The organism is Paraburkholderia phenazinium (assembly GCF_900141745.1).
In the GTDB taxonomy this organism is placed as follows: Bacteria; Pseudomonadota; Gammaproteobacteria; order Burkholderiales; family Burkholderiaceae; genus Paraburkholderia; species Paraburkholderia phenazinium_B.
The window spans coordinates 1,986,469-2,006,831 of record NZ_FSRM01000001.1 but is presented as its reverse complement, the minus strand read 5'-3'; the positions used below and the strand labels follow the sequence as shown (position 1 = coordinate 2,006,831).

Annotated in this window: 16 protein-coding genes; 6 read left to right on the top strand and 10 right to left on the bottom strand. The window is 63.6% G+C overall.

The genetic code is table 11. The features are described 5' to 3' along the window. The first annotated feature begins 257 nt into the window (after positions 1–257). From BUS06_RS09335 to BUS06_RS09320, 4 genes are read left to right on the top strand one after another with little or no spacing between them, the layout of a single operon-like run. Entirely contained in the window at positions 258–2,357 is a 2,100-nt protein-coding gene (locus tag BUS06_RS09335) for an FUSC family protein (protein WP_074264011.1), read from the top strand. 34 nt (positions 2,358–2,391) lie between these two features. Then, on the top strand, positions 2,392–2,601 hold the full coding sequence (locus BUS06_RS09330) for a DUF1656 domain-containing protein (protein ID WP_074264010.1): 210 nt from the start codon (positions 2,392–2,394) through the stop codon (positions 2,599–2,601). Then, entirely contained in the window at positions 2,598–3,638 is a 1,041-nt protein-coding gene (locus BUS06_RS09325; RefSeq protein WP_074264009.1) for an efflux RND transporter periplasmic adaptor subunit, read from the top strand. Before BUS06_RS09330 ends, BUS06_RS09325 begins: the two co-directional genes overlap by 4 nt. Then, on the top strand, positions 3,635–5,110 hold the full coding sequence (locus tag BUS06_RS09320; RefSeq protein WP_074264008.1) for an efflux transporter outer membrane subunit: 1,476 nt from the start codon (positions 3,635–3,637) through the stop codon (positions 5,108–5,110). Before BUS06_RS09325 ends, BUS06_RS09320 begins: the two co-directional genes overlap by 4 nt. Before the next feature lie 61 nt (positions 5,111–5,171). Here BUS06_RS09320 and BUS06_RS09315 read toward each other — a convergent pair whose 3' ends face one another. The 9 genes from BUS06_RS09315 to ansP form a co-directional block, all read right to left on the bottom strand. Further along, entirely contained in the window at positions 5,172–5,618 is a 447-nt protein-coding gene (locus BUS06_RS09315; RefSeq protein WP_438803530.1) for a PRC-barrel domain-containing protein, read from the bottom strand. Between the two features lie 69 nt (positions 5,619–5,687). Then, on the bottom strand, positions 5,688–6,116 hold the full coding sequence (locus BUS06_RS09310) for a DUF3331 domain-containing protein (protein WP_074264007.1): 429 nt from the start codon (positions 6,114–6,116) through the stop codon (positions 5,688–5,690). A gap of 126 nt (positions 6,117–6,242) precedes the next feature. Beyond that, positions 6,243–7,064, bottom strand: coding sequence for an alpha/beta fold hydrolase (locus tag BUS06_RS09305; protein ID WP_074264006.1), 822 nt, complete (start codon positions 7,062–7,064; stop codon positions 6,243–6,245). 234 nt (positions 7,065–7,298) lie between these two features. Continuing rightward, complete coding sequence (poxB, locus tag BUS06_RS09300; protein WP_074264005.1) at positions 7,299–9,020, bottom strand: ubiquinone-dependent pyruvate dehydrogenase; 1,722 nt, start codon at positions 9,018–9,020, stop codon at positions 7,299–7,301. 158 nt (positions 9,021–9,178) lie between these two features. Further along, entirely contained in the window at positions 9,179–10,636 is a 1,458-nt protein-coding gene (locus tag BUS06_RS09295) for a mechanosensitive ion channel family protein (RefSeq protein ID WP_074264004.1), read from the bottom strand. Positions 10,637–10,788: 152 nt separating this feature from the next. Next, entirely contained in the window at positions 10,789–11,619 is an 831-nt protein-coding gene (locus tag BUS06_RS09290; RefSeq protein ID WP_074264003.1) for a transglutaminase family protein, read from the bottom strand. An 8-nt stretch (positions 11,620–11,627) separates the two neighbouring features. Then, positions 11,628–12,569, bottom strand: coding sequence for an alpha-E domain-containing protein (locus BUS06_RS09285; RefSeq protein ID WP_074264002.1), 942 nt, complete (start codon positions 12,567–12,569; stop codon positions 11,628–11,630). 93 nt (positions 12,570–12,662) lie between these two features. After that, positions 12,663–14,078: a circularly permuted type 2 ATP-grasp protein gene (locus BUS06_RS09280; protein ID WP_074264001.1), complete on the bottom strand. Its 1,416-nt coding sequence runs from the start codon at positions 14,076–14,078 to the stop codon at positions 12,663–12,665. Between the two features lie 92 nt (positions 14,079–14,170). After that, entirely contained in the window at positions 14,171–15,667 is a 1,497-nt protein-coding gene (gene ansP / locus BUS06_RS09275; protein ID WP_083611373.1) for an L-asparagine permease, read from the bottom strand. A 377-nt stretch (positions 15,668–16,044) separates the two neighbouring features. Here ansP and BUS06_RS09270 point away from each other — a divergent pair, with 377 nt between their 5' ends. Both BUS06_RS09270 and BUS06_RS09265 read left to right on the top strand, forming a co-directional pair. Next, a complete protein-coding gene (locus BUS06_RS09270; RefSeq protein WP_074264000.1) occupies positions 16,045–16,998 on the top strand; it encodes a LysR substrate-binding domain-containing protein in 954 nt (317 codons plus the stop codon). A 49-nt stretch (positions 16,999–17,047) separates the two neighbouring features. Continuing rightward, entirely contained in the window at positions 17,048–18,010 is a 963-nt protein-coding gene (locus BUS06_RS09265) for a substrate-binding domain-containing protein (RefSeq protein WP_074263999.1), read from the top strand. Positions 18,011–18,120: 110 nt separating this feature from the next. Here the strand turns inward: BUS06_RS09265 and BUS06_RS09260 are convergent, their stop codons facing one another. Continuing rightward, entirely contained in the window at positions 18,121–20,313 is a 2,193-nt protein-coding gene (locus BUS06_RS09260) for an FUSC family protein (protein WP_074263998.1), read from the bottom strand. Positions 20,314–20,363 lie beyond the last annotated feature (50 nt).

The window sequence follows — 20,363 nt, the reverse complement described above, 5'->3', positions numbered from 1 at the left end:
CCGCCTTGTTCGCCGCATGAGAGTGTAGTCTGCGACCCTTCAGGTGGTCTACACCGCGCGGCGGACGAATCGCCTGCCGCCAGGCCGCCGCCCAGGTCTTCAGTACCCTTGAGGCCCCGGCGGCTACCGGATACATTACCGCTGGAGAACTTGACCAGCTTGCCCTCCATTAGCTGCAATGTCGCACGATCGCGACAGACTCATTTATCATGCAAGCTTCATGCACCTCCACCCGGCGTGCCACCGCATAACAAGCCATGGTCTACCCCTCACTGCGCGACTGGCTGTTTTCGGTCAAGACCTTTGCGGCAGCCATGCTCGCCCTCTACCTCGGGCTCGCCTTCCAGTTGCCGCGGCCCTACTGGGCCATGGCGACGGTCTACATCGTCTCCAATCCCTTCGTGGGCGCGACCCGTTCGAAGGCGCTGTACCGGGCGCTCGGCACCGCCCTTGGAGCATCGGCGGCGGTGCTGTTCGTGCCGCCGTTCGTCGAATCCCCGTATCTGTTCAGCGTGGTCGTCGCCCTGTGGACCGGCACGCTGCTGTATCTCGCGATCTCGGACCGCACCGCGCGTAGCTACGTCTTCATGCTGGCGGGCTACACCATGCCGCTGATCGCCTTGCCGGCGGTCTTCAATCCCACCGCCGTCTTCGACCTCGCCGTCACCCGCACCGAGGAGATCCTGCTCGGCATCGTGTGCGCGAGCGTCGTAGGCGGCGTCGTTCTGCCGAACCGCCTCGCGCCGACCATCATCGAGCGCACCGAAGGCTGGTTCCGCGACGCCGCCATCTACGCCACCGAGACGCTGTCGGGGCGCATTGCGGGCGCCTCGATCTCGGCCTGCCGCCAGCGCCTCGCCGCCACCGTCAATAGCCTCGAACTGCTGCTGAGCCAGCTCGCTTACGATCACACCCGGCCCGACGTGCTAAGCCGTGCTCAAGACCTGCGCGGCCGCATGCAACTGCTGCTGCCCATCATGTCGTCGCTGGCCGATCCTCTGATAGCGTTGCTTGGCGACCACCGCACGCCTCCTGCCGGACTCGAGCCGCTGCTCGCCGATGTCGTCAAGTGGTTCAACACGCCGCTGCGTCCCCCGAAGGAGCATGAGCGGCCCGACCTCGAAGCCGACCTCCTGCGCGAGCGTATCGCCGCGTTGCAGCTGCCGCCTGCGGCGTTCGCCACCTGGGAAGGCGCGGTCCTTTCGAATGCCTTGTGGCGGCTCAAGCAGGTCATCGACGTCTGGCAGGACTGCCGGACGCTGCGGCGCATCGTCGTGGAAGAGGACGGCACCTGGCAGCCGCGCTTCCGGCACTGGCGGGTGGGCGGAACGGAGCGCTATTTCGACCGCGGCATGATGCTGTTCTCTACCGGTTCGGCGGTCGGCGCGATCGTTCTTGGCTGCGTGCTGTGGATCAGTTCCGGCTGGAACGACGGCGCCGGCGCGGTCACGCTCGCCGCCATCGCATGCTGCTTTTTTGCGGCGCTCGACGAGCCCGCGCCGCAAGTGTTCAAATTCTTCACTGCGACCTCGGCCAGTGTCGTGCTGGCGGGACTTTATCTGTTCGTTGTGCTGCCGAACGTGCACGATTTCCCGATGCTCGTGATCCTGTTCGCGGGGCCGTTCATCCTCGTCGGTACGCTGATCCCGCGTCCGCAGTTTAATCTCGCGACCATGCTGGTGGCCGTCAATACCGCGACCTTCATCAGCATTCAGGACGCCTACGATGCCGACTTTTTTATCTTCGTGAACAGCAATCTCGCGGGCCTCGCGGGTCTGTTGTACGCATACCTTTGGACCCGCGTGACGCGGCCGTTCGGCGCCGAGCTTGCGGCCTCCCGTCTGATGCGTTCGAGCTGGGCCGACGTGGTGTTGAGCGCCTCGACCAGGCCGATTGAAGATCAACGCAATCTGGCGGCGCGCATGCTGGACCGCCTGATGCAGTTGATCCCGCGTCTAGCCGCGACTGACGACAACCGCCATCCTTCCATCGAGAGCTTCCGCGATCTGCGCATTGCCTTTAACGCGGTCGACCTGCGCCGCCTGCGTCTGAAGCTCGGCAGCGAGACGTCTGCTTCGATCGACCATGTGCTCGACGGCATCCGCGGTCACTTCGAAACCTGTGTCGCGCGCCGCAAGCGCCAGCCCGTGCCCGAGAGCCTGATGTCCGCGATCGACACGGCGCTCGCTCGGGTCGGCGCCCTTGGGCTCCTCAATACAGCGAACAGCACGGCCCTCTATACCAAGCAGTTGCGCGATGCGCAGCATGCGCTGGTCGGGTTGCGCCTGTCACTGTTTCCGGCCACGATCGCTTCGCTTGGCCCACCTGCCGCGCCCAACCAGGAAGCTGCCACATGATGCGACCACTGACCTCACTTCAGGATTACGAACCATGATCGGCGAAGTCGATGTCTTCGGCGTGTTCGTGCCGGCCGTGCTGGTGCTGATGTTCGTCGCCTATGTGCTCGGCCTCGCGATTCGCACGGTGCTCGAGCGTACCGGCTTTTATCGTCTTGTGTGGCACCGTTCCATTTTCGATCTCGGCATCTATGTGCTGCTGCTGGGTCTTGTCGTCCTCGTTTCGCACCGGTTCATAACGTGAAAAAAACATGGTTCTCCATCGGTCAGATCCTGCTGACCCTGATCGTCGTCGTGATCGCGGGCCTCGTGCTGTGGAAGATGATCAACTACTACATGTTCTCGCCATGGACACGCGACGGCCGCATCCGTGCCGACATCATCCAGGTGGCGCCCGACGTGTCCGGTCTGATCACCGAGGTCGACGTCGTCGACAACCAGCAGGTCAGGCAGGGGCAAACGCTGTTCGTGATCGATCAGGCGCGTTACACGCTCGCGCTGCAGCAGGCGCTGGCCACGGCGCAACAGCGGCGCGCGACGCTCGATCAGGCCCGTCGCGAAGACGTGCGCAACCGTCAGCTGGGTGACCTCGTCGCGCGCGAAGTAGCGGAAGAAAGCCGCTCGCGCGTCGAAACGGACGAGGCGGCCCTCAACGATGCGCTGGTCGCCGTCGATACCGCGCGTCTGAATCTGCAACGCACTCACATCGTCAGTCCGGTGGACGGCTATCTGAACGACCGCGCGCCGCGCACCGGCGAATTCGCGTCGTCAGGCCGGGCGGTGCTGTCGGTCGTGGACATGCATTCGTTCCGCGTGGACGGTTACTTCGAGGAGACCAAGCTGAGCGGCATCGATATCGGCCAGGCCGTCGATATCAAGATCATGGGCGAGCCGGGTGTGCTGCGTGGGCACGTGGCGAGCATCGTGTCCGCGATCGAGGACCGCGACCGCGGCGAAGGAGCAAACCTGCTGCCGAACGTGAACCCGGCCTTTAGCTGGGTGCGCCTCGCGCAACGCATCCCCGTGCGCGTCGCGCTCGACGATGTGCCGAAGGACTTCCGCATGATCGCAGGACGCACGGCGACCGTGTCCGTGCGCGGACTCGCGCCGTCCATCGGTTCGCAGGGCGCGGTGGACCATAGGACTGCTTCGGGTGTGCCGGCCGCATCACAGCCGGCCGCATCACAGCTGGCTTCAACACCGCCGTCTCCGGCGCAGCCCGCTGCAGTTCCGCCCGCCCCGGCAGCGACTGCGCAATCCGCCGCGAGCGCCGCGCGATGAAGCCGTTGCGCACCCTACCCGCTCTGCCGCTGGCACCGCTGGCGGCACTTGCGCCGTTGTTCGCATTGGCCTTGTGCGCATGCACCGTCGGTCCAAACTATTCGCTGCCGAAGGCTGCGGTCATCAACGCACCGTTCGCCGACGCGGCGTTGCCCGACGTCGACGGTCAGCACGTTTCGCAACAACCGGTGCCGTCCGACTGGTGGCATCTGTACGACGACCCGGTTCTCGAACAGCTCGTAAGCGACGCGCTGAAATCGAACACCGACCTGCGCGTCGCCGCCGCGAATCTCGCGCGTTCGCAGGAAGCGCTCGGCGTTGCCGAGGCGCAAGGCGGTTTCTCCGGCGGCGCGGAGGCCGCATTCGCACGGGCGCAGGAGTCCGGACAGCAATACCTGATCTTCGGCAAGATCCCGGTCTCGAACGAAGGCGACTTAGGCATTCGTGTCTCGTATGAATTCGATCTGTTCGGCAAACTGCGCCGCGGCGTGGAAGCAGCGAATGCCGAGAGCGAAGCGACCCGGGCAGCCGGCGATCTCGCGCGTATCACCGTGGTGGCCGAAGTGGTGCGCGCCTACATCGAGAACTGCTCGGCGGCGGATGAGCTGGCTATCGCGCAGCAATCGCTGGCGCTGCAGAAGCAACGCGTGGACGTTTCGCGGCGTCTGCGCGATGCCGGCCGCGGCAATCAGCCGGACGTGACCAGCGGACAGACGCAGGTCGAGTCGCTGGCGGCGGATATTCCGCGCTACACCGCGCGGCGCAAAATCGCCCAATATCAGCTCGCGATGCTGCTCGCGCGTGCCCCCTCCGATCTGCCGCCTGCTGTCCTCGCGTGCAACAAGGTTCCGCAGATCAAGCAGGCGCTGCCGGTCGGCGACGGCGCTGCTTTGCTCAAGCGCCGCCCCGATGTGCGAGAAGCCGAGCGCCAGCTTGCGGCGTCGACAGCGCGCATCGGCGTCGCTACCGGCGCGTTGTATCCCACCGTGAGTTTCGGCGCCTCGACTGGAACAGTTGGCCTCGCTGAAGATCTCGTGACGTCGCAAACCGATTACTGGAGATTTGGACCCCTGATCAGTTGGACCTTCCCGACCAACGGTGCGCGTGGGCGCGTGCGTGAAGCGGAGGACGCCAGCACAGCGGCGCTCGCGCATTTCGACGGCGTGGTACTCAATGCACTGCGTGAAACGGAGACGAGTCTCGCCACCTACGTGGCTGACTACACGCGCGCCGAAGCTTTACGGGCGGCGCTCAAGTCGGCTACGCAGTCGGCGGGTGAAACGCATCGCCTGTATATCGGCGGCCGCGAGTCGTTTATTTCGGACCTCGATGCAACCCGCACGCTGACCTCGACCCGCGCCCAGGTCGCAGCAGCGGAGGGACAGGTGGCGGTCGATCAGGCCAACCTGTTCCTCGCGCTGGGCGGTGGCTGGGAGCCGGAGGCGGAGGCGGAGCAGACGCCCGCGAAATAAGCTTGGATCACGCGGGCTGCCTGAAGCATCCGGGCCGTCCACCCCTCACCGATACACCGCCTCAGTGATGCTCCGAATACTCGGAACGTGTCACCGGCATCGAAGCGACGTGCGCGTACTGGAACGCAGGCATCGCCTTGATCGCTTCACGCGTGCCGCCCGCCAGCGTCAGCTTGCCCTCCACGAAGTCGAGCTGGTCGATCGGAATCGCCACATCGTGTTGAGAGACGCCGGCAAACTGATGCGCCGCGATAATCGCGAACGAGGCCGACTTGTCCGGCGCAATGATGATGTCGTGCACCACACCGATCTGCTCGCCGTTGTCGTTGACTACCGGCTTGCCGAGAATCGCCTTCTTCACGCTCCATCCGCGTACGATCAACTCCGACTCCGATACGCTGATGCCGACCGTTTGTGAGCCCGCCACCTGGGCATGCGCCTGAAGGCATGCCACGCTCAGCGTGGAAGTAAGCAGGAGAGCCATCGCGAGTTTCGATTTTTTCATCATCGTTCTTCCTGATAGAAAAAGGACGTCACAGCATCACAACTGGAGGACACAACCAAAGGGCACACCTTGTCAGGCCGGCGTGTCGTCGTCCTGCGCGAGTGCTGCGGCAAGCACCATTTCGTTGCAGTTGGCCGGGCGGTTGCGCCCGCGCGCGCGAGGCTTGAAGACCGTGTCGCCCCGCTCGATCCGTTGCCCTGTCAACGCGCAATAACCGGAGCTGCGGGCCACGACCTGATTCCAGACCTGATCGATGTAATGGCACATTGTTGGATCGCACCAGGACACCAGCGCGAGGCCCTCGTCCTGACGCTCGATCGACGTAATCTTGCTATCGCAGTCGGCGGCCGGTACACCCTGCTGCGCGCCGCGCGGTTTGCCCACACCGTTGGCCGGGTGTGACCCGCTGCCTGCGTGCCAGGGCTGCGCCGCGAACATTTCATCATTGATGCCATGCGATAGAAGCGAGACGACCTGGCTCCACGGGGTAACTTGTTCCATGTCGGTATGCCTCTCAGTTAACCAAGGGGAAATGGGCCGGACTCCTCCGGCCGCCGATCATTTGACGCTAATGCGGACAATACGGCACAGCACGGTCGATGCTGCGTTGAACTTGCTTATGTCGGTTTACGACTGGAGGAACGCAAGCAGATCGGCGTTCACCTTGTCGGCTTCGGTCGTGCACATGCCATGCGATGCGCCCGGATACACCTTGAGCGTGGCATTCCTGATGATCTCGACGGACTTGCGGCCCGAAGCATCGATCGGCACGATCTGGTCGTCGTCGCCTTGCAGGATCAGCGTCGGCACATCGATCTTCTGGAGATCGGCGGTGTAGTCGACTTCCGAGAACTGCTTGATGCACTCGTACTCGCCGAGCACCGAACCGAGCATCCCCTCGCGCCAGAATTCGTCGATCACGCCTTGCAAGACCTTTGCATTCGGCCGGTTATAGCCGTAGAAAGGCATCGCCAGATCCTTGAAAAACTGCGAGCGATTGCTGGCGGTGCTCGCGCGGATACCGTCGAAGACTTCCTTCGGCAGGCCGATCGGATTGGCTGCGGTCTTGAGCATGAGCGGCGGGACCGCGCTGATCAGGACCATTTTCTTGACACGCTTCGTGCCATGACGGCCTACATAGTGCGAGATCTCTCCGCCACCGGTGGAGTGGCCGACAAGCACGGCATCCTTCAGATCGAGTTCGTCGATCACAGCGGCCAGATCGTCCGCATAGGTGTCCATATCGTTACCGGTGCCAGTCTGGCTCGAACGGCCGTGGCCGCGGCGATCGTGGGCAATCACGCGGTAGCCCTTTTGCTGCAGAAACAGCATCTGCACGTCCCACGCATCCGCGTTGAGCGGCCAGCCGTGCGAGAACACGACAGGTTGCCCCGTGCCCCAGTCCTTGTAGAAAATCTTTGCGCCATCCTTGGTAGTAACGTAATTCATGGAACGTACTCCTGTGTGCGAGGTGATGGCCGGCGCCGCCGTTCAAGGCGGCGCCGGTGGCATTGGCAACGGTGGAAAACGCGGAAAGCAGGGAAAGCGTGATAACGGCTACGGTTCTTGCGCCGGTTTGTCAGGCGCCAGCAAGTTCAGTATAGGCTGTACTCCCAGCATGACAACCCGGTGTCCGCTTTCGTCTGGATTAATGCCCGGATGTACTACCACCCGCCCGTCGTATCAACGCAAGTTGGTTTTTGCCAGTTCGACGATCTCGTCACCACGTCCGCTCAGAATCGCGCGCAGCATATACAGACTGAAGCCCTTCGCCTGCGACAGCTCGATGGTGGGCGGCATGGCAAGCTCATGTTTGGACGTGACGACGTCGACGAGTGCCGGTCCCGGATGCGCAAACGCCTTTTGCAAGGCCGCCTCGACGCCTTCCGACTCTTCCACCCGAATGCTGAAAATGCCCGCGCCCTGAGCGATCGCAGCGAAGTCGGTCTTGCTGAGATCGACATTGGTATCGAGGTAGCCGCCCGCCTTCAACTCCATCGAAACGAAGCCCAGCAGGCTGTTGTTGAACACCACCACCTTGATCGGCAGGTCGAGCTGGCGAGCGGTGAGCAGATCGCCGAGCAGCATCGACAGACCGCCATCGCCCGACAGCGACACCACCTGGCGCTGCGGATGGCCCGCCTGCGCACCGAGCGCCTGCGGCATGGCGTTGGCCATCGATCCATGATTGAACGAGCCATGCAGTTGCCGCTTGCCGTTCATCGTCAGATAGCGCGCTGCCCATAGCGTCGGCGTACCGACGTCCGCGGTGAAGATCGCATCCTCGCTCGCCACCTGGTCGATCATTCTGGCCAGATACTGCGGATGAATCGGCCGGCCCGGACCTGCCGGCGTGGCCAGTTCGTCGAGCCCCTTGCGGGCTGACACATAGTGCTTGCGGGCGTTGTCGATAAACTTGCGGTCCGTCTTGCGCTGCAGCTTCGGCAAGAGCGCGCTCACCGTTTCCTTGACCGTACCCACGAGTCCGAGCGCGAGCGGCGCACGCTTGCCCAGTTGTGAACCCTTGTGGTCGATCTGCACGACCTTGGCCTCGGGCGGATAGAACGGCCGATAAGGGAAATCGCAGCCCAGCAGAAGCAGCGTGTCGCACGACATCATCGCGTGATAGCCGGAGCTGAAGCCGATCAGGCCGGTCATGCCGACGTCGTACGGATTGTCGTATTCGATAAAAGGCTTGCCGCGCAGCGCGTGGACAATCGGGGCGCCGAGCGTGTCGGCCAGCGCAACCACTTCGTCATGCGCTCCCGCCACGCCGCTGCCGCACATGATCGTCACGGCTTCGCATCCGTTGAGCATACCCGCAAGCCGCTCGAGATCGGCTTGCGCGGGCACGATGGTGGAGGGTTCGCTGGTACTCCAGCGCGGCGTTTCGGCGGGCCCTTCGCTCAGCGCGATATCGCCGGGCAACACGATCACGGCCACGCCGCGTTCCTCGATGGCGGTGCGCATCGCGCGCTCCAGCACGCGCGGAAACTGCGACGCGTTGGAGACCAGTTCGACGAAGTGGCTGCACTCCTTGAACAGGTCCTGCGGATGGGTTTCCTGAAAGTAGCCGAGGCCGATTTCCGTCGACGGAATATGTGCGGCGATCGCCAGCACCGGCTGATGATTGCGGTGGCAATCGAACAGCCCGTTGATCAGATGCAGATTGCCGGGGCCGCAGCTACCGGCACAGACGGCGAGCTTGCCGGTCGAGGCGGCGTCTGCGCCAGCTGCGAATGCAGCGACTTCTTCGTGACGCGTATGCATCCAGCGGATCGAGCCGAGCTGGTCGAGGCTGTACGCCAGTCCGTTGAGACTGTCGCCAGTCACGCCCCAGATGCGCTCGACGCCCGCGGCTGCGAGCGTTTTCGCCAGATAGTCGGCGATGGTGTGGCGGGCCATAAGCTACTCCTTGACGACCGCGTCGATCGAGCCGTGCGAATCAACCCGCGCGCCTGATGTGGGCGGCCCTGTTAGTGGATGGTAAGGAAGGGCCGACAGCAAAGCCGCCCGCCCCGGGAACTTCACACCTTGCTACCTTCAGAGTACTTGCGGGGTTCCTAGACCGTCAGATCATGCAACTTGCGCATGCCGTCGCGCAACCAGTCGAATAGCGAACGCTCGGTCACCACCTGAGCCTCGGGCGGGCTGCCGAGTTGAAGCAGTTTGTCTTCCCGCTGTGACAGCACTTGACACATCTGTTGCCCGATATCAGGGCGGCGCTTCAACACGGGCGTGAGATCCGTTTTGTTCAGACGGTAGATCACAGTGTGCGTCAAGGCGATGAGTTTGGCGCGCACCGGCAGTCCTGCCAGCACGCCGGCTTCTCCGACGGCGTCGCCCGGGCCGAGACGGACCGGCTCGACGACGCCCGAAGGCGTGGTCACTTCCACCGACACGACGCCCGATTCGACAATCATCAGATAATCGGTCACCGCGTCCGATCCGACCACCAACTCGCCGGCCTGGTACTCGTGACGCGACATCTTGCTCGACAGCCCCGCCAGTTCATCGACCTGCAGCGTGCGAAACAGTTCGACGCGTCCAAGCAGACGCTGCAACCGGTCGACACCCGATTGCGGCGGTGCAGGAACGCCCAATGGCCGCAGTTCGATGCCGGCTGCATCGAGATGCCGGTAGCAAAGATCGTAGAGTTCGTTTGTGACAGCCGATTTTTTCGCCATGTCGTCGACGTATGCCGTCACTTCATAGCGAATCGAATCGACCGAGGCCGACTTGACCAGCGCGTACGGCGCAGGCGTTTTCAGCACCGTGCCGATGCCCACGAGAGCCTGCTCCAGCGCGCCGAGCACCCGCGCAGGGCGCTCCTGTGGAGAGATTTCCAGCGTAATCGATACGCCATGCAGCGTCGAAGGCCGGCTGTTGTTGACGATCTTGGCTTTGGCGGCCACGCTGTTCGGCACGATCACGATGTTGCCTTGCGACGTCAGCAGGTGCGTGGCGCGCCAGTTCATTTCCATGACCTGGCCTTCCACGCCGTCGACGCTCACCCAGTTGCCGATGTGGTAGGGCTCGGTCGTATTGAGCACGATGCCGGCGAACACGTCGCTCAAGGTGCTCTGAATGGCGAGACCTACCACGATCGCGAGCGCGCCCGAGGTGGCCGCGAGGCCGCGCACGGGAATGTTCAGCACAAAGGCGAGTGAAGCGACCGCGGCGGCGAGAAACACCAGCGCGCCCAGTACGTCCTGGAAGAGCCGCTCCTTGTGCCAGCTACGCGAGACGAACACCGCGTCGAGCGACTGCGTGAGCAGGCGCGCGCCATTGAGCCACCAGAGCACCTCCAGAATCTGCGCGCCCAGATGACGCAGCCACGACTCCGGCCACGGTGCAGGCGATAGCGGATTCATGCCGTAGCCGAACAGCACGGCACTGTAGAAGGCGAAGATCACGAGGCGTAAGACGAGACGCAGCGTGCCCTGACGCGGCAAGCCGGCGCGCCAGAGCGCAATGTCCACCGCCAGCAGCGCGAAACCGATAACGAGCGGATCTTTCACGACACTCTTCCCCTATGCAGTAGGCGGGTGCATGACGGCTCAGTGTGAAATCGTCAGGCGTAAGCGTACGGGGAATTGCCGATCTTTGCTTCGTTCGGTGTTGATGAGGTCGGCTTGACGGGGCCGCCCAGACGCGGCCCGCGTTGATGCGCTTAGCCCTGACTCTGACTTTGACTCTGGCCCGACGCCGGCAATACCGTGACCGTGACGGTTAGCGACTCCGCCCCCTGCCCCGTCCGCACGCCCGACACCGGCATCGCATCGCGGTAATCGAGGCCGGTCGCGATACGTACGTAGCGGTCGTCCGGGCATTTGTCGTTAGCCGCGTCGAACCCCACCCATCCCAGACCGTCCACATGCGCTTCGGCCCACGCGTGACTGGCACCGTGCTGCTCCAGGTCATCCATCAGCAGATAGCCCGAGATATAGCGGGCCGGCACGCCGAGGCTGCGCGCCGCGGCGATAAAGACATGCGTATGGTCCTGGCAAACCCCGTGTCCTTCGCGCAACGCCGTCTCGGCATCGGTGCCGACCCCGGTGGCGCCGGGCACATAGGCAATCTGCTGGTGGATGGCGTTGGTCAGCTTGTGCAACATGTCCAGTTGCCCGTCGCCCGCGCGCACGGTAGCGGCGAGCGCCTGCACGCGCTCGCCTGCCTGGGTGAGCGGAGTCTCGCGCTCGAAGATCCAGGGCGGCGCAATCTCGTTGATGAAGCCGTAGATGCCGGCCATGTCCTGGGTCTCGACCGTGCCTTCGGCGACGATCACGATCTCGCTCTTGTTGCGCTCGTGCCGCACGAGATCGACGCGATTGCCCAGACCGTCAGTCCAGCTTACGTTCGGTTCGACGCCGTCGACCGTCACGCGCCAGTCGAGCACGTTCTGCCCCGGGCCGGACTGCGGACGCAGCCGCAGCCGCTGCAAGGCATAAGGAACCGGTTGGTCGTACTGGTAGTGAGAAGTGTGGCGAATGGCGATACGCATGGCCGTACTCAATCGAAGTTATAGGTCTCGGCAATTTCAAAGCCGAGCCGGTTGTTCTGCGCGATAAAGCCGGTGAGAAACTCGTGCAGGCCACGCGAGAAAATCCGCTGGACCGAGTTGTCCCTGAGCGTGGCGAGAGTCCTGTCGGCGGTCGAATGGCAACTGTGCGTCGCACCGTAGTCCTGCGCCAGGAATCGCAGGTTCTCGACGATGTTCTGGTAGCAGAAGTTCAGCGAACGCGGCATGCGGCCGTTGAGAATCAGATAGTCGGCGATGTTGACCGGCTTGTACTGCACGTCGTAGACCCAGCGGTACGAGCGGTGCGCGTCGACCGAGCGCAGGATCGACTCCCACTGGTAGTTGTCGAGCGTCGAGCCGACGTACGACACCGAGGGCAGCAGCAGATGATATTTGACGTCGAGGATGCGCGCAGTGTTGTCGGCGCGCTCGATGAAAGTACCAATGCGCGCGAAATTGAAAATCTCGTTTCTGAGCATGGTGCCGTGAAAAGAACCACGGATCAGCGCGGCCTGACGTTTGATGCGGTCGAGCGTGCCCGGCAATTCGCTGGACGGAACCGGCGCGGCCAGCAGGCGCCTGATCGTCATCCACGCTTCGTTCACGCTTTCCCACGTCTCGCGCGTGAGCGCCGTGCGCACCATGCGCGCATTCGAACGCGCCACTTCGATACTCGCCAGCACGCTCGACGGATTGTCGATGTCGCGCAGCAGGTAATCGGAAACCGTCTCGGCCGTGCAGACGTCGTGCTTCTGTCGAAAGCCCGCTTCCGTGCCGGAGGTGACCACCACCGACGACCACGTGGCCGGCGCGTCGGTGCTACGCGTGAGCGACATGCGCAGTCCCGCATCGACCACCCGCGCGATGTTTTCCGCGCGCTCGATATAGCGGTGCATCCAGTAGAGCCCGCTTGCTGTGCGTCCAAGAAGCATGTGCTGTCCCGATCCTGTTTCTGTTTGTTGCTGCCTGTTGCCTGCCTGATGCCTTGCGTGCTTCCTGCCGGCCTCGCGGCCCCTGGTCGGCCCTTAGTCGGCCAGCACCCACGTATCCTTGGTGCCGCCGCCCTGGCTCGAATTCACGACCAGCGAACCCTCTTTCAGCGCCACGCGCGTCAAGCCGCCCGGTGTGATGCGAATCCGGTCCGACACCAGCACGAACGGCCGCAGATCCACGTGGCGCGGGGCGAGTCCCTTCTCGGTCAGGATCGGCGTGGTGGAGAGCGCGAGCGTCGGCTGCGCGATGTAGTTGTTGGGCCGCGCGCGCAGCTTGGCCGCGAAGTCCTCGCACTCCTTCTTCGATGCCGCCGGTCCCACCAGCATGCCGTAGCCGCCCGAGCCATGCACTTCCTTCACCACCAGTTCGTGGAGATGGTCCAGCACGTATTTGAGGCTGCTCGGCTCGGAACAGCGCCACGTCGGCACGTTTTCGAGAATCGACTGGCGGCCCGTATAGAACTCGACGATCTCGGGCATATACGAATAGATCGCCTTGTCGTCCGCAATGCCGGTACCCGGCGCGTTGGCAATCGTGATGTTGCCCGCGCGATAGACATCCATGATGCCGGCCACGCCGAGCACCGAATCGCCGCGGAACGTCATCGGGTCGAGATAGGCGTCATCCAGGCGCCGGTACAGCACGTCGATTGCGCGGAAGCCTTCAGTCGTACGCATCGCCACGTGACCGTCCACCACCTGCAGATCGCTGCCTTCAACCAGATGCACGCCCATCTGATCCGCGAGGAACGCATGCTCGTAGTAGGCGGAGTTGTGAATGCCGGGCGTGAGCACCGCGATTGTCGGATTCTCGTGATTGCCGCCTGGCGGGCAGACGGCCGCGAGCGACTGGCGCAGCAACTGCGGATACGCCTCCACCGGTTGCACCTTGACCTGCTGAAACAGCTCGGGGAAGAGCTGCATCATGGTCTCGCGGTTTTCCAGCATGTAGGACACGCCAGAGGGGGTGCGCGCATTGTCCTCGAGCACGTAGAACTGGTTCTCGGCAGTGCGTACGATATCGACGCCGATGATGTGCGTATAAACATTGCCCGGCGGACGGAAGCCGATCATCTCCGGCAGGAACGCCTCGTTCTGCGAGATCAGCTCCTTGGGAATCTTGCCGGCTCGCACGATCTCCTGACGATGGTAGATATCGTCGAGGAATGCGTTGAGCGCCATTACGCGCTGCTCGATGCCTTGTGACAGGCGCGTCCACTCCTGCCCGGAGATGATGCGTGGAATGATGTCGAAAGGAATCAGGCGCTCGGCCGCCTCTTCCTCGCCGTACACGGCGAACGTAATGCCGGTCCTGCGGAACACGCTCTCGGCGTCCTGCGCCTTTTGTGCGAGGTTCGCGGGATTCTGGGCATCGAGCCATTGCTTGAGCCGTGCATACGGCGCGCGTACTCCGTCAGCTGAGATCAGCATCTCGTCGAATGGCGTCACTTCGGTTCTCCGTCGTTATTGCAGGTCGTGCGTGTATTGCCAGTGTAGCGGGTCTGGCGGCATAGCGAAATTGGCCGAAATAGTGGTCATGACTAGCGGGGGTTGTCCTCGAGAACGCTCTGCGTCAGGGTGACCGACGGAATGGTCGGCTTCATCATCGCTCCCGCGCGGCGGCGCACGCCGTACCAGCCGGCCACCAGCAGCAGCACCACAACCGGGATCGAGGCGACCGTCCACGTGCCGTTAGGATAATCGAAGGCCATCAGCACCAGCACGCCCAGCAGAAACGCCAGGGTAAGCCACGAGGTGACCGGCGCACCGGGCATCCGGAAGGTCACCGGCTCCGCTTCGCCGCGCGCTACCGCCTGACGGAATTTCATCTGGCAGACCACGATAAAGCCCCAGGTGCTGAGAATGCCGAGCGAAGCGATATTGAGCACGATCTCGAACACGCTCGACGGCACGAAGTAGTTGAGCACCACGCCCACGATGTAGATCGCCACGGTCACGAGGATGCCGGCATACGGCACCGACTGCGAACTCATGCGCGACAGGAAGTTCGGCGCGGAGCCGCCCATCGACAGCGCCCGCAGCACGCGGCCAGTCGAATACAGGCCGGAGTTCAGGCTCGACAGCGCGGCGGAAAGCACGACGATGTTCATCACAGAACCCACGCCCGGCACGCCGAGCTGACCGAAGAAGGTGACGAACGGGCTCTGCCCTGCCTTGTACGCGCTCCACGGCAGCAGGCACACCAGCAGCACCACCGCGCCTACGTAGAACAAGGCGATCCGCCAGATCACGCTATTGATGGCGCGCGGCAGCACCTTGCGCGCGTCCTTGCACTCGCCCGCGGCGGTGCCCACCAGTTCGACGCCGGCAAAGGCGAACACCACCCCTTGCACCAGCACGAGCGCAGGTAGCAGACCGTGCGGAAAGAAGCCGCCGTTCTCGCTGATCAGATGCACGCCGGTGCTGTTGCCGGCCACGTGCACGCCTGTGCCGAGAATGATCGTGCCGATCACGAGGAACAGCGAGATGGCGGCCACCTTGATGAGGGCAAACCAGAACTCCATCTCGGCGAACCATTTCACGCCGATCAGGTTCATCGCCGCGACGATGCACAGCGCAATCAGCGCGAACACCCATTGCGGCACCGACGTAAAGGCGCCCCAGTAATGCATGTATAGCGCGACGGCCGTAATGTCGACGATACCGGTCATCGCCCAGTTCAGGAAATACATCCAGCCGGCTACGAACGAAGCCTTTTCGCCGAGAAATTCGCGCGCATACGACACGAAGCTGCCGCTGCTCGGACGGTGCATCACCAGTTCGCCGAGCGCGCGCAGAATCAGAAACGAGAATACGCCGCACACCAGATAAACAATTGCCAGCGACGGACCCGCTATCTGCAAACGCGCACCGGCGCCGAGAAACAGGCCCGTGCCGATCGCGCCGCCAATCGCGATCATCTGCACCTGACGGTTACCCAAAGTCTTGTGATATCCCGCTTCGTGCGATTCCAGCCAGCTTTTCTTATCCAATTCACCGCTGCCGGGGGGATGCGGTTGGTTTTCCAGTGTGGACATAATCAGTTCCATCCTTTGAGGCGGGTTCGCTGTTTCGGAATCCCGGAGATAGTCCGTCGGGTTGATAGGCAATGGCGCACAGATGAATTCCAACGAACCGGCACGGCGTCTCTTACCGGAATTAACAATTGCCGGTTACAGAATCCATTCAGCGCGCATTTATCATGTCGGCACTGCCTTGTGTCAGCACTGCGTAATACATGGGCAGGCAGTCGAACGGTATGTAGCCCAATTTATGGCGGCAACGCTCATGCATATTTCGACTAACACCCATCGAAAAAAAACATCGGTATGCTGGAAGCGCGAGGCGGTAGGCTAGAGAGTCGCCGGTATCCGACGGATGGCGGTTGTCGATTGATCCAATAAAAGTGATAAATATGGAAGCAAAGTGGTTGGAAGACTTTCTTTCTCTTTCTGACACGAAGAGTTTTTCCCGTTCGGCGCGCAGCCGCCATCTCACCCAGTCAGCATTCAGTAGACGAATCGTGGCGCTCGAAACGTGGATGGGCACGCGCCTGTTCGACCGCAGCGTCAATCCGATCACCCTCACGCCCGCCGGCAGGATGTTTCGCAGCCTGGCCGCGGACATCCTGCGCAGCATGCACGCGGCCCGCAATCTGGTGGGCGGCTATGAGCAGTTTGCGGAGAACGATCATGTGGTGCACTTCGCAGTGGCCCACACGCTTGTGTTCACGCTCTTCCCCGACTGGCTCAAACGCCTGACCAACGAGTTTGGCAACATCATGGCGCGGGTCCAGGCGGTCAATGTGCCAGAGGGCGTGCAGCATCTGGTGGCGGGCGACTGCGATCTGCTGATCGGCTATCACCACCCGCAATTGCCGATTGCGCTCGACCCCAATCACTTTCCCTTTCTGACGCTCGGAGTCGAACGGATCGTGCCGGTGTCGGCCGCCGGTCCCGACGGCAAACCGCTGTTCGAGCTGCCCGGCAAGACCGGGCGGCCGCTGCCGCTGCTCGCCTATTCGTCGGGCGCGTTCCTCGGCAACGTCGTGGAAATGCTGTTGATGAATGCCACCGAGCCCTATTCGCTGTACCGCTGCTTTGAAACCCACATGTCCGAGGCCTTGAAAGGCATGGTGGTGGCGGGTCACGGCATCGGCTGGCTGCCCGAAAGCTGCATCACCAAAGAGTTGCACGAAGGCACGCTGGTGCGAGCCGGCTCCAACGCCTGGGCGACCGAACTTGAAATCCGCCTGTACCGGCCGGTCAAGCAACGCGGCCAGGCAGCCGAGCAGTTGTGGGCTTATATCAGCAACCAGTCGATCGAGCCGAGAACCGAGGTTTTGCCGGAGATGCTCACGCCGGGCTAGGCTGTATCATTCCTGTGCGCTAACCATCGCGCACGACAAAAGGAAGCCAATGGTACAGAAGACACGCCGGCGCGTGCTCGTAGCCGGCGCGCTCGCAGCCGCCGGCCTGACAGTTGCGAAAATTGCCGAGGCCACACCGACTGGCAAGTTGACGATCGCCCTCGTTCTGAAGTCGCTCGCGGACCCGTTCACGGTCGCCATGGCGAGCGCCGCGCAGAACTACCAGAAGCACTTTGCCTCGCAGTTCGACCTGAACGTGCTCGGCACGTCCACGGAACTCGACACCGCTACCCAGATTCGCATGGTCGACGATCTGATCGGCGCGCACACCAGCGCCATCGTGCTCGCTCCGACCGATTCGAAGGCGCTGGTGCCGGTGGTAGCGCGCGCCATCAACGCGGGCATCATCGTGATCGCTATCGACAATCCGCTCGACGAAGCGGCCCTCGATGCGCTCCACCTCTCGGTGCCGTTCGTCGGTCCGGACAACCGCAAGGGTGCGGAGACGATAGGCGATTACGTGGCCACCAAGCTCGCTCGCGGCGACGAAGTGGGAATCATCGAAGGTGTCACGACCGACCGCAACGCACAGCAACGCACCGAGGGCTTCAAGGCTGCCATGGACGCGGCCGGCATGAAAGTCGTGGCGGTTGCGCCGGGCGACTATACCTATGCCAAAGGCAAAGCGGCCGCTGCGACGATGCTGGCGCAGCATCCGCGACTTCGCGCATTGCTGTGCGCCAACGACAATATGGCCACGGGCGCGGTCGACGCGGTTCGCCTTGCGCATCGCACCGGCAGCGTGTACATCACTGGCTACAACAACAACCCGGACATCAGGCCGCTGCTCAATAGCGGCAAGATTCTCGCCACGGTGGATCAGTTCGCGGCACGCCAGGCGGTGTTCGGCATCGACGTGGCGCTCAAGGCGCTCACCGAGATGACCCGCCAGGAGGACCTGACGCCTCTTGTTGAAACGCCTTTGCAGCTGGTGAAGAGCGGGGATCGTTGAGCGTGTGGGCAGCCGCGGGCTGCTGGGCTACCGCGTGCGACTCAGAGGCCAATCCGCCACAGCCTATCCCTCGCGCACCGTTTGCATCGGCGTGCGTCCCGCGCAAACGCTCAGGACAGCACCGGTTTGCCTGCCACCTCTTCCATGACGCCCGTGTTCTCCACCAGCAGTCGGCGCAGATGCGAGACCTGATTCACCGCGTCCGCTTCGACCAGCGACAGGTGCCGGCGCGGAAACGCTTCGAACTCCGAGCGCGGCTCGACCTGCGCCCGGTCGAGCAAATACGCGTCGAGCTCCTTGCTTACCGCCGAAATCCACGCGATCAACGCACCGTCCGCCTGGGTCTTGTTGGCGGCAAGCCGCATCCGCGTCGCCGTCCCTGCAACGCGCCGCAACAGCGCGAGCGCCGTGATCGCAGCGCGGTCGGCCAGCGAGCTTTCCAGCTTCTCGAGCCGCAGGCGGTTGAACGCCTCTTCCGCGTTGTTGCTCGCGAGGCCCGCTGCACGACGCATTTTCTCCACTTCGGTATCTTCGCCGCCCGCATGCTCGAGCGCGCTCACCAGATAGTTCAGGTTTGCCCCGACCGCGTCGGCGAGGCGAACGCGAAAATCCACCGGCTCGCGGCTCGGCCATAACAGGAACGTCGCGACGAGTGCGATCAGGCAGCCAAGTACGTTATTGCCGAGCCGGGTCACCGCATACATCCACTCGTGGCCCGCTGGCGCGGCAAAGTCCGCCACCAGCACGAAGGTCGGTGTGAGGAACAGCACGAACAGGCTGTAGCTGACGGTACGCAGCGCCATGGTCGCGCAGACGAGCGGAAACACCACCAGCGAAATGCCGATCGGCGCATGAATCGCGAGGCCGATCGCCGCTGCCAGCAGACCACCGGCGATGCTGCCAGCCGCCCGCTCGATGCTGCGCGGCCAGGTGCCGGCAATCGACGGCTGCAGGATCAGCAGGATCGCCATGGTCGCCCAGTAGCCGAACGGCACGTGCAGGATCCGCACGATCACGAAGCCCGCCGTGGCGGCCACGCCGACGCGCGCGCCGTGCCGCAGTCCGATCGATTCGAACGATGCGTTGGCCTTGAGCGTCATCCAGGCGCGCGACAGGTTGCCGACAGCAGCCTCGAACCAGCCGGTCTCGCGCCGCGGCGGCGGTTCGAATTCCAGCGAGCCCGAGCGCAGCTTGAGCGCCAGCGGCTCGCCGAGCGCCACTTCGAGCGCGCGGGCCAGCTTGTGCAGACGGCGTTGCAGTGCGGCCGGCGTGGACCTCGCGTCACTGCCGGCCTGATCGTCCGCGCGGCTGCTTCGAGCCGCCTGGGTGCTCGCGTCTTCGCTCACCGCGCGGCCAATGCGCAGCAGCACCTCGGCCACTGCCGACAGCGTGCGCGCGGCGCGCTGCGGTTCGCGCAGATTGTGGTGGCCGCGCTCGCACGCGTCGGTGACGGCGATCAGGTAGGCGAACACGCGCTCGGTATCCGCGAGCGCGAGCAGCAGGTGCTCGTAGGTTTCGCGCTTGTCGACGCGCAGGTTCGGCACCTTGGCCAGCACCTTGCGGGCTCTTTCGAGCGCCGCGCGTGCCTGGCCGCGATAGGTGGCGGCATGGCGCGCCCATTGCCCGAAGTCGGCGGTGTCGCGTCGGAGCAGACGCGCGCTATCGAGCGCGATATCGGCGAGCCTGCTGTAGACGGCGCGCAACGCCATGCGGCTGGGTCCAAACGGATGGATGCGCCACACGGTCAGGCTCAGCACTACCGCGAACAGGCATCCGAACAGATAGATAGAGAGAAACAGCAGACCGTGCTGCAGGTTGTGCATCGGCCTGTCGACCATCACCACGCAGGCGGTCGCCGCCAGAATGCCCACTTGCGAGGCCGCTGCGCCCCACACCCGGGCGAGCGCGCCGGCCGTCGCGAATAGCAGGATCGCCGCCGTCGCGGCCAGTGTGCCGGCGCCGGAGGCGAATGCCGTGAGGCCGCCGCACAGTGTGGAGAGCAGCGCGAAGCTCATCATCGAAGCGAAGCGCATGCGGTTGGTCCCCGCCGCGTCGGCGAGGCAGGTCCAGAAGGCGCCAATGGCCGCCCATGCAAACAACGGGTCATGCAGCAGATTGCCGAGCACCAGCATCGCCGTCGATGCGCACGCGGCGCGCAGGCCCTCGGACAGGTTCGCCTCGTCCACCGCGAACGACACCATCCACACCGGGCGCCGCCGCGACGCGTAGTCAGCGACCGCATGCAAGGTATTCAACCGGCGGTTAGCCGCATGCTTTGCCCTGCGCTGAAAATGACCAAACATTGCGCCCTGGAATCGAAGAACTGGGTTGGAGCGGCACATCAATCGCGGCC

What these genes read in the sequence shown, in the direction of transcription:
- BUS06_RS09320 (WP_074264008.1), top strand. Translation starts at nt 3,635, where the DNA reads ATGAAGCCGTTGCGCACCCTACCCGCTCTGCCGCTGGCACCGCTGGCG.
- BUS06_RS09290 (WP_074264003.1), bottom strand. Translation starts at nt 11,619, where the DNA reads ATGCGTATCGCCATTCGCCACACTTCTCACTACCAGTACGACCAACCG.
- BUS06_RS09265 (WP_074263999.1), top strand. Translation starts at nt 17,048, where the DNA reads ATGGTACAGAAGACACGCCGGCGCGTGCTCGTAGCCGGCGCGCTCGCA.
- ansP (WP_083611373.1), bottom strand. Translation starts at nt 15,667, where the DNA reads ATGTCCACACTGGAAAACCAACCGCATCCCCCCGGCAGCGGTGAATTG.
- BUS06_RS09310 (WP_074264007.1), bottom strand. Translation starts at nt 6,116, where the DNA reads ATGGAACAAGTTACCCCGTGGAGCCAGGTCGTCTCGCTTCTATCGCAT.
- BUS06_RS09305 (WP_074264006.1), bottom strand. Translation starts at nt 7,064, where the DNA reads ATGAATTACGTTACTACCAAGGATGGCGCAAAGATTTTCTACAAGGAC.
- BUS06_RS09335 (WP_074264011.1), top strand. Translation starts at nt 258, where the DNA reads ATGGTCTACCCCTCACTGCGCGACTGGCTGTTTTCGGTCAAGACCTTT.
- poxB (WP_074264005.1), bottom strand. Translation starts at nt 9,020, where the DNA reads ATGGCCCGCCACACCATCGCCGACTATCTGGCGAAAACGCTCGCAGCC.
- BUS06_RS09270 (WP_074264000.1), top strand. Translation starts at nt 16,045, where the DNA reads ATGGAAGCAAAGTGGTTGGAAGACTTTCTTTCTCTTTCTGACACGAAG.
- BUS06_RS09285 (WP_074264002.1), bottom strand. Translation starts at nt 12,569, where the DNA reads ATGCTTCTTGGACGCACAGCAAGCGGGCTCTACTGGATGCACCGCTAT.
- BUS06_RS09260 (WP_074263998.1), bottom strand. Translation starts at nt 20,313, where the DNA reads ATGTTTGGTCATTTTCAGCGCAGGGCAAAGCATGCGGCTAACCGCCGG.
- BUS06_RS09315 (WP_438803530.1), bottom strand. Translation starts at nt 5,618, where the DNA reads ATGATGAAAAAATCGAAACTCGCGATGGCTCTCCTGCTTACTTCCACG.
- BUS06_RS09330 (WP_074264010.1), top strand. Translation starts at nt 2,392, where the DNA reads ATGATCGGCGAAGTCGATGTCTTCGGCGTGTTCGTGCCGGCCGTGCTG.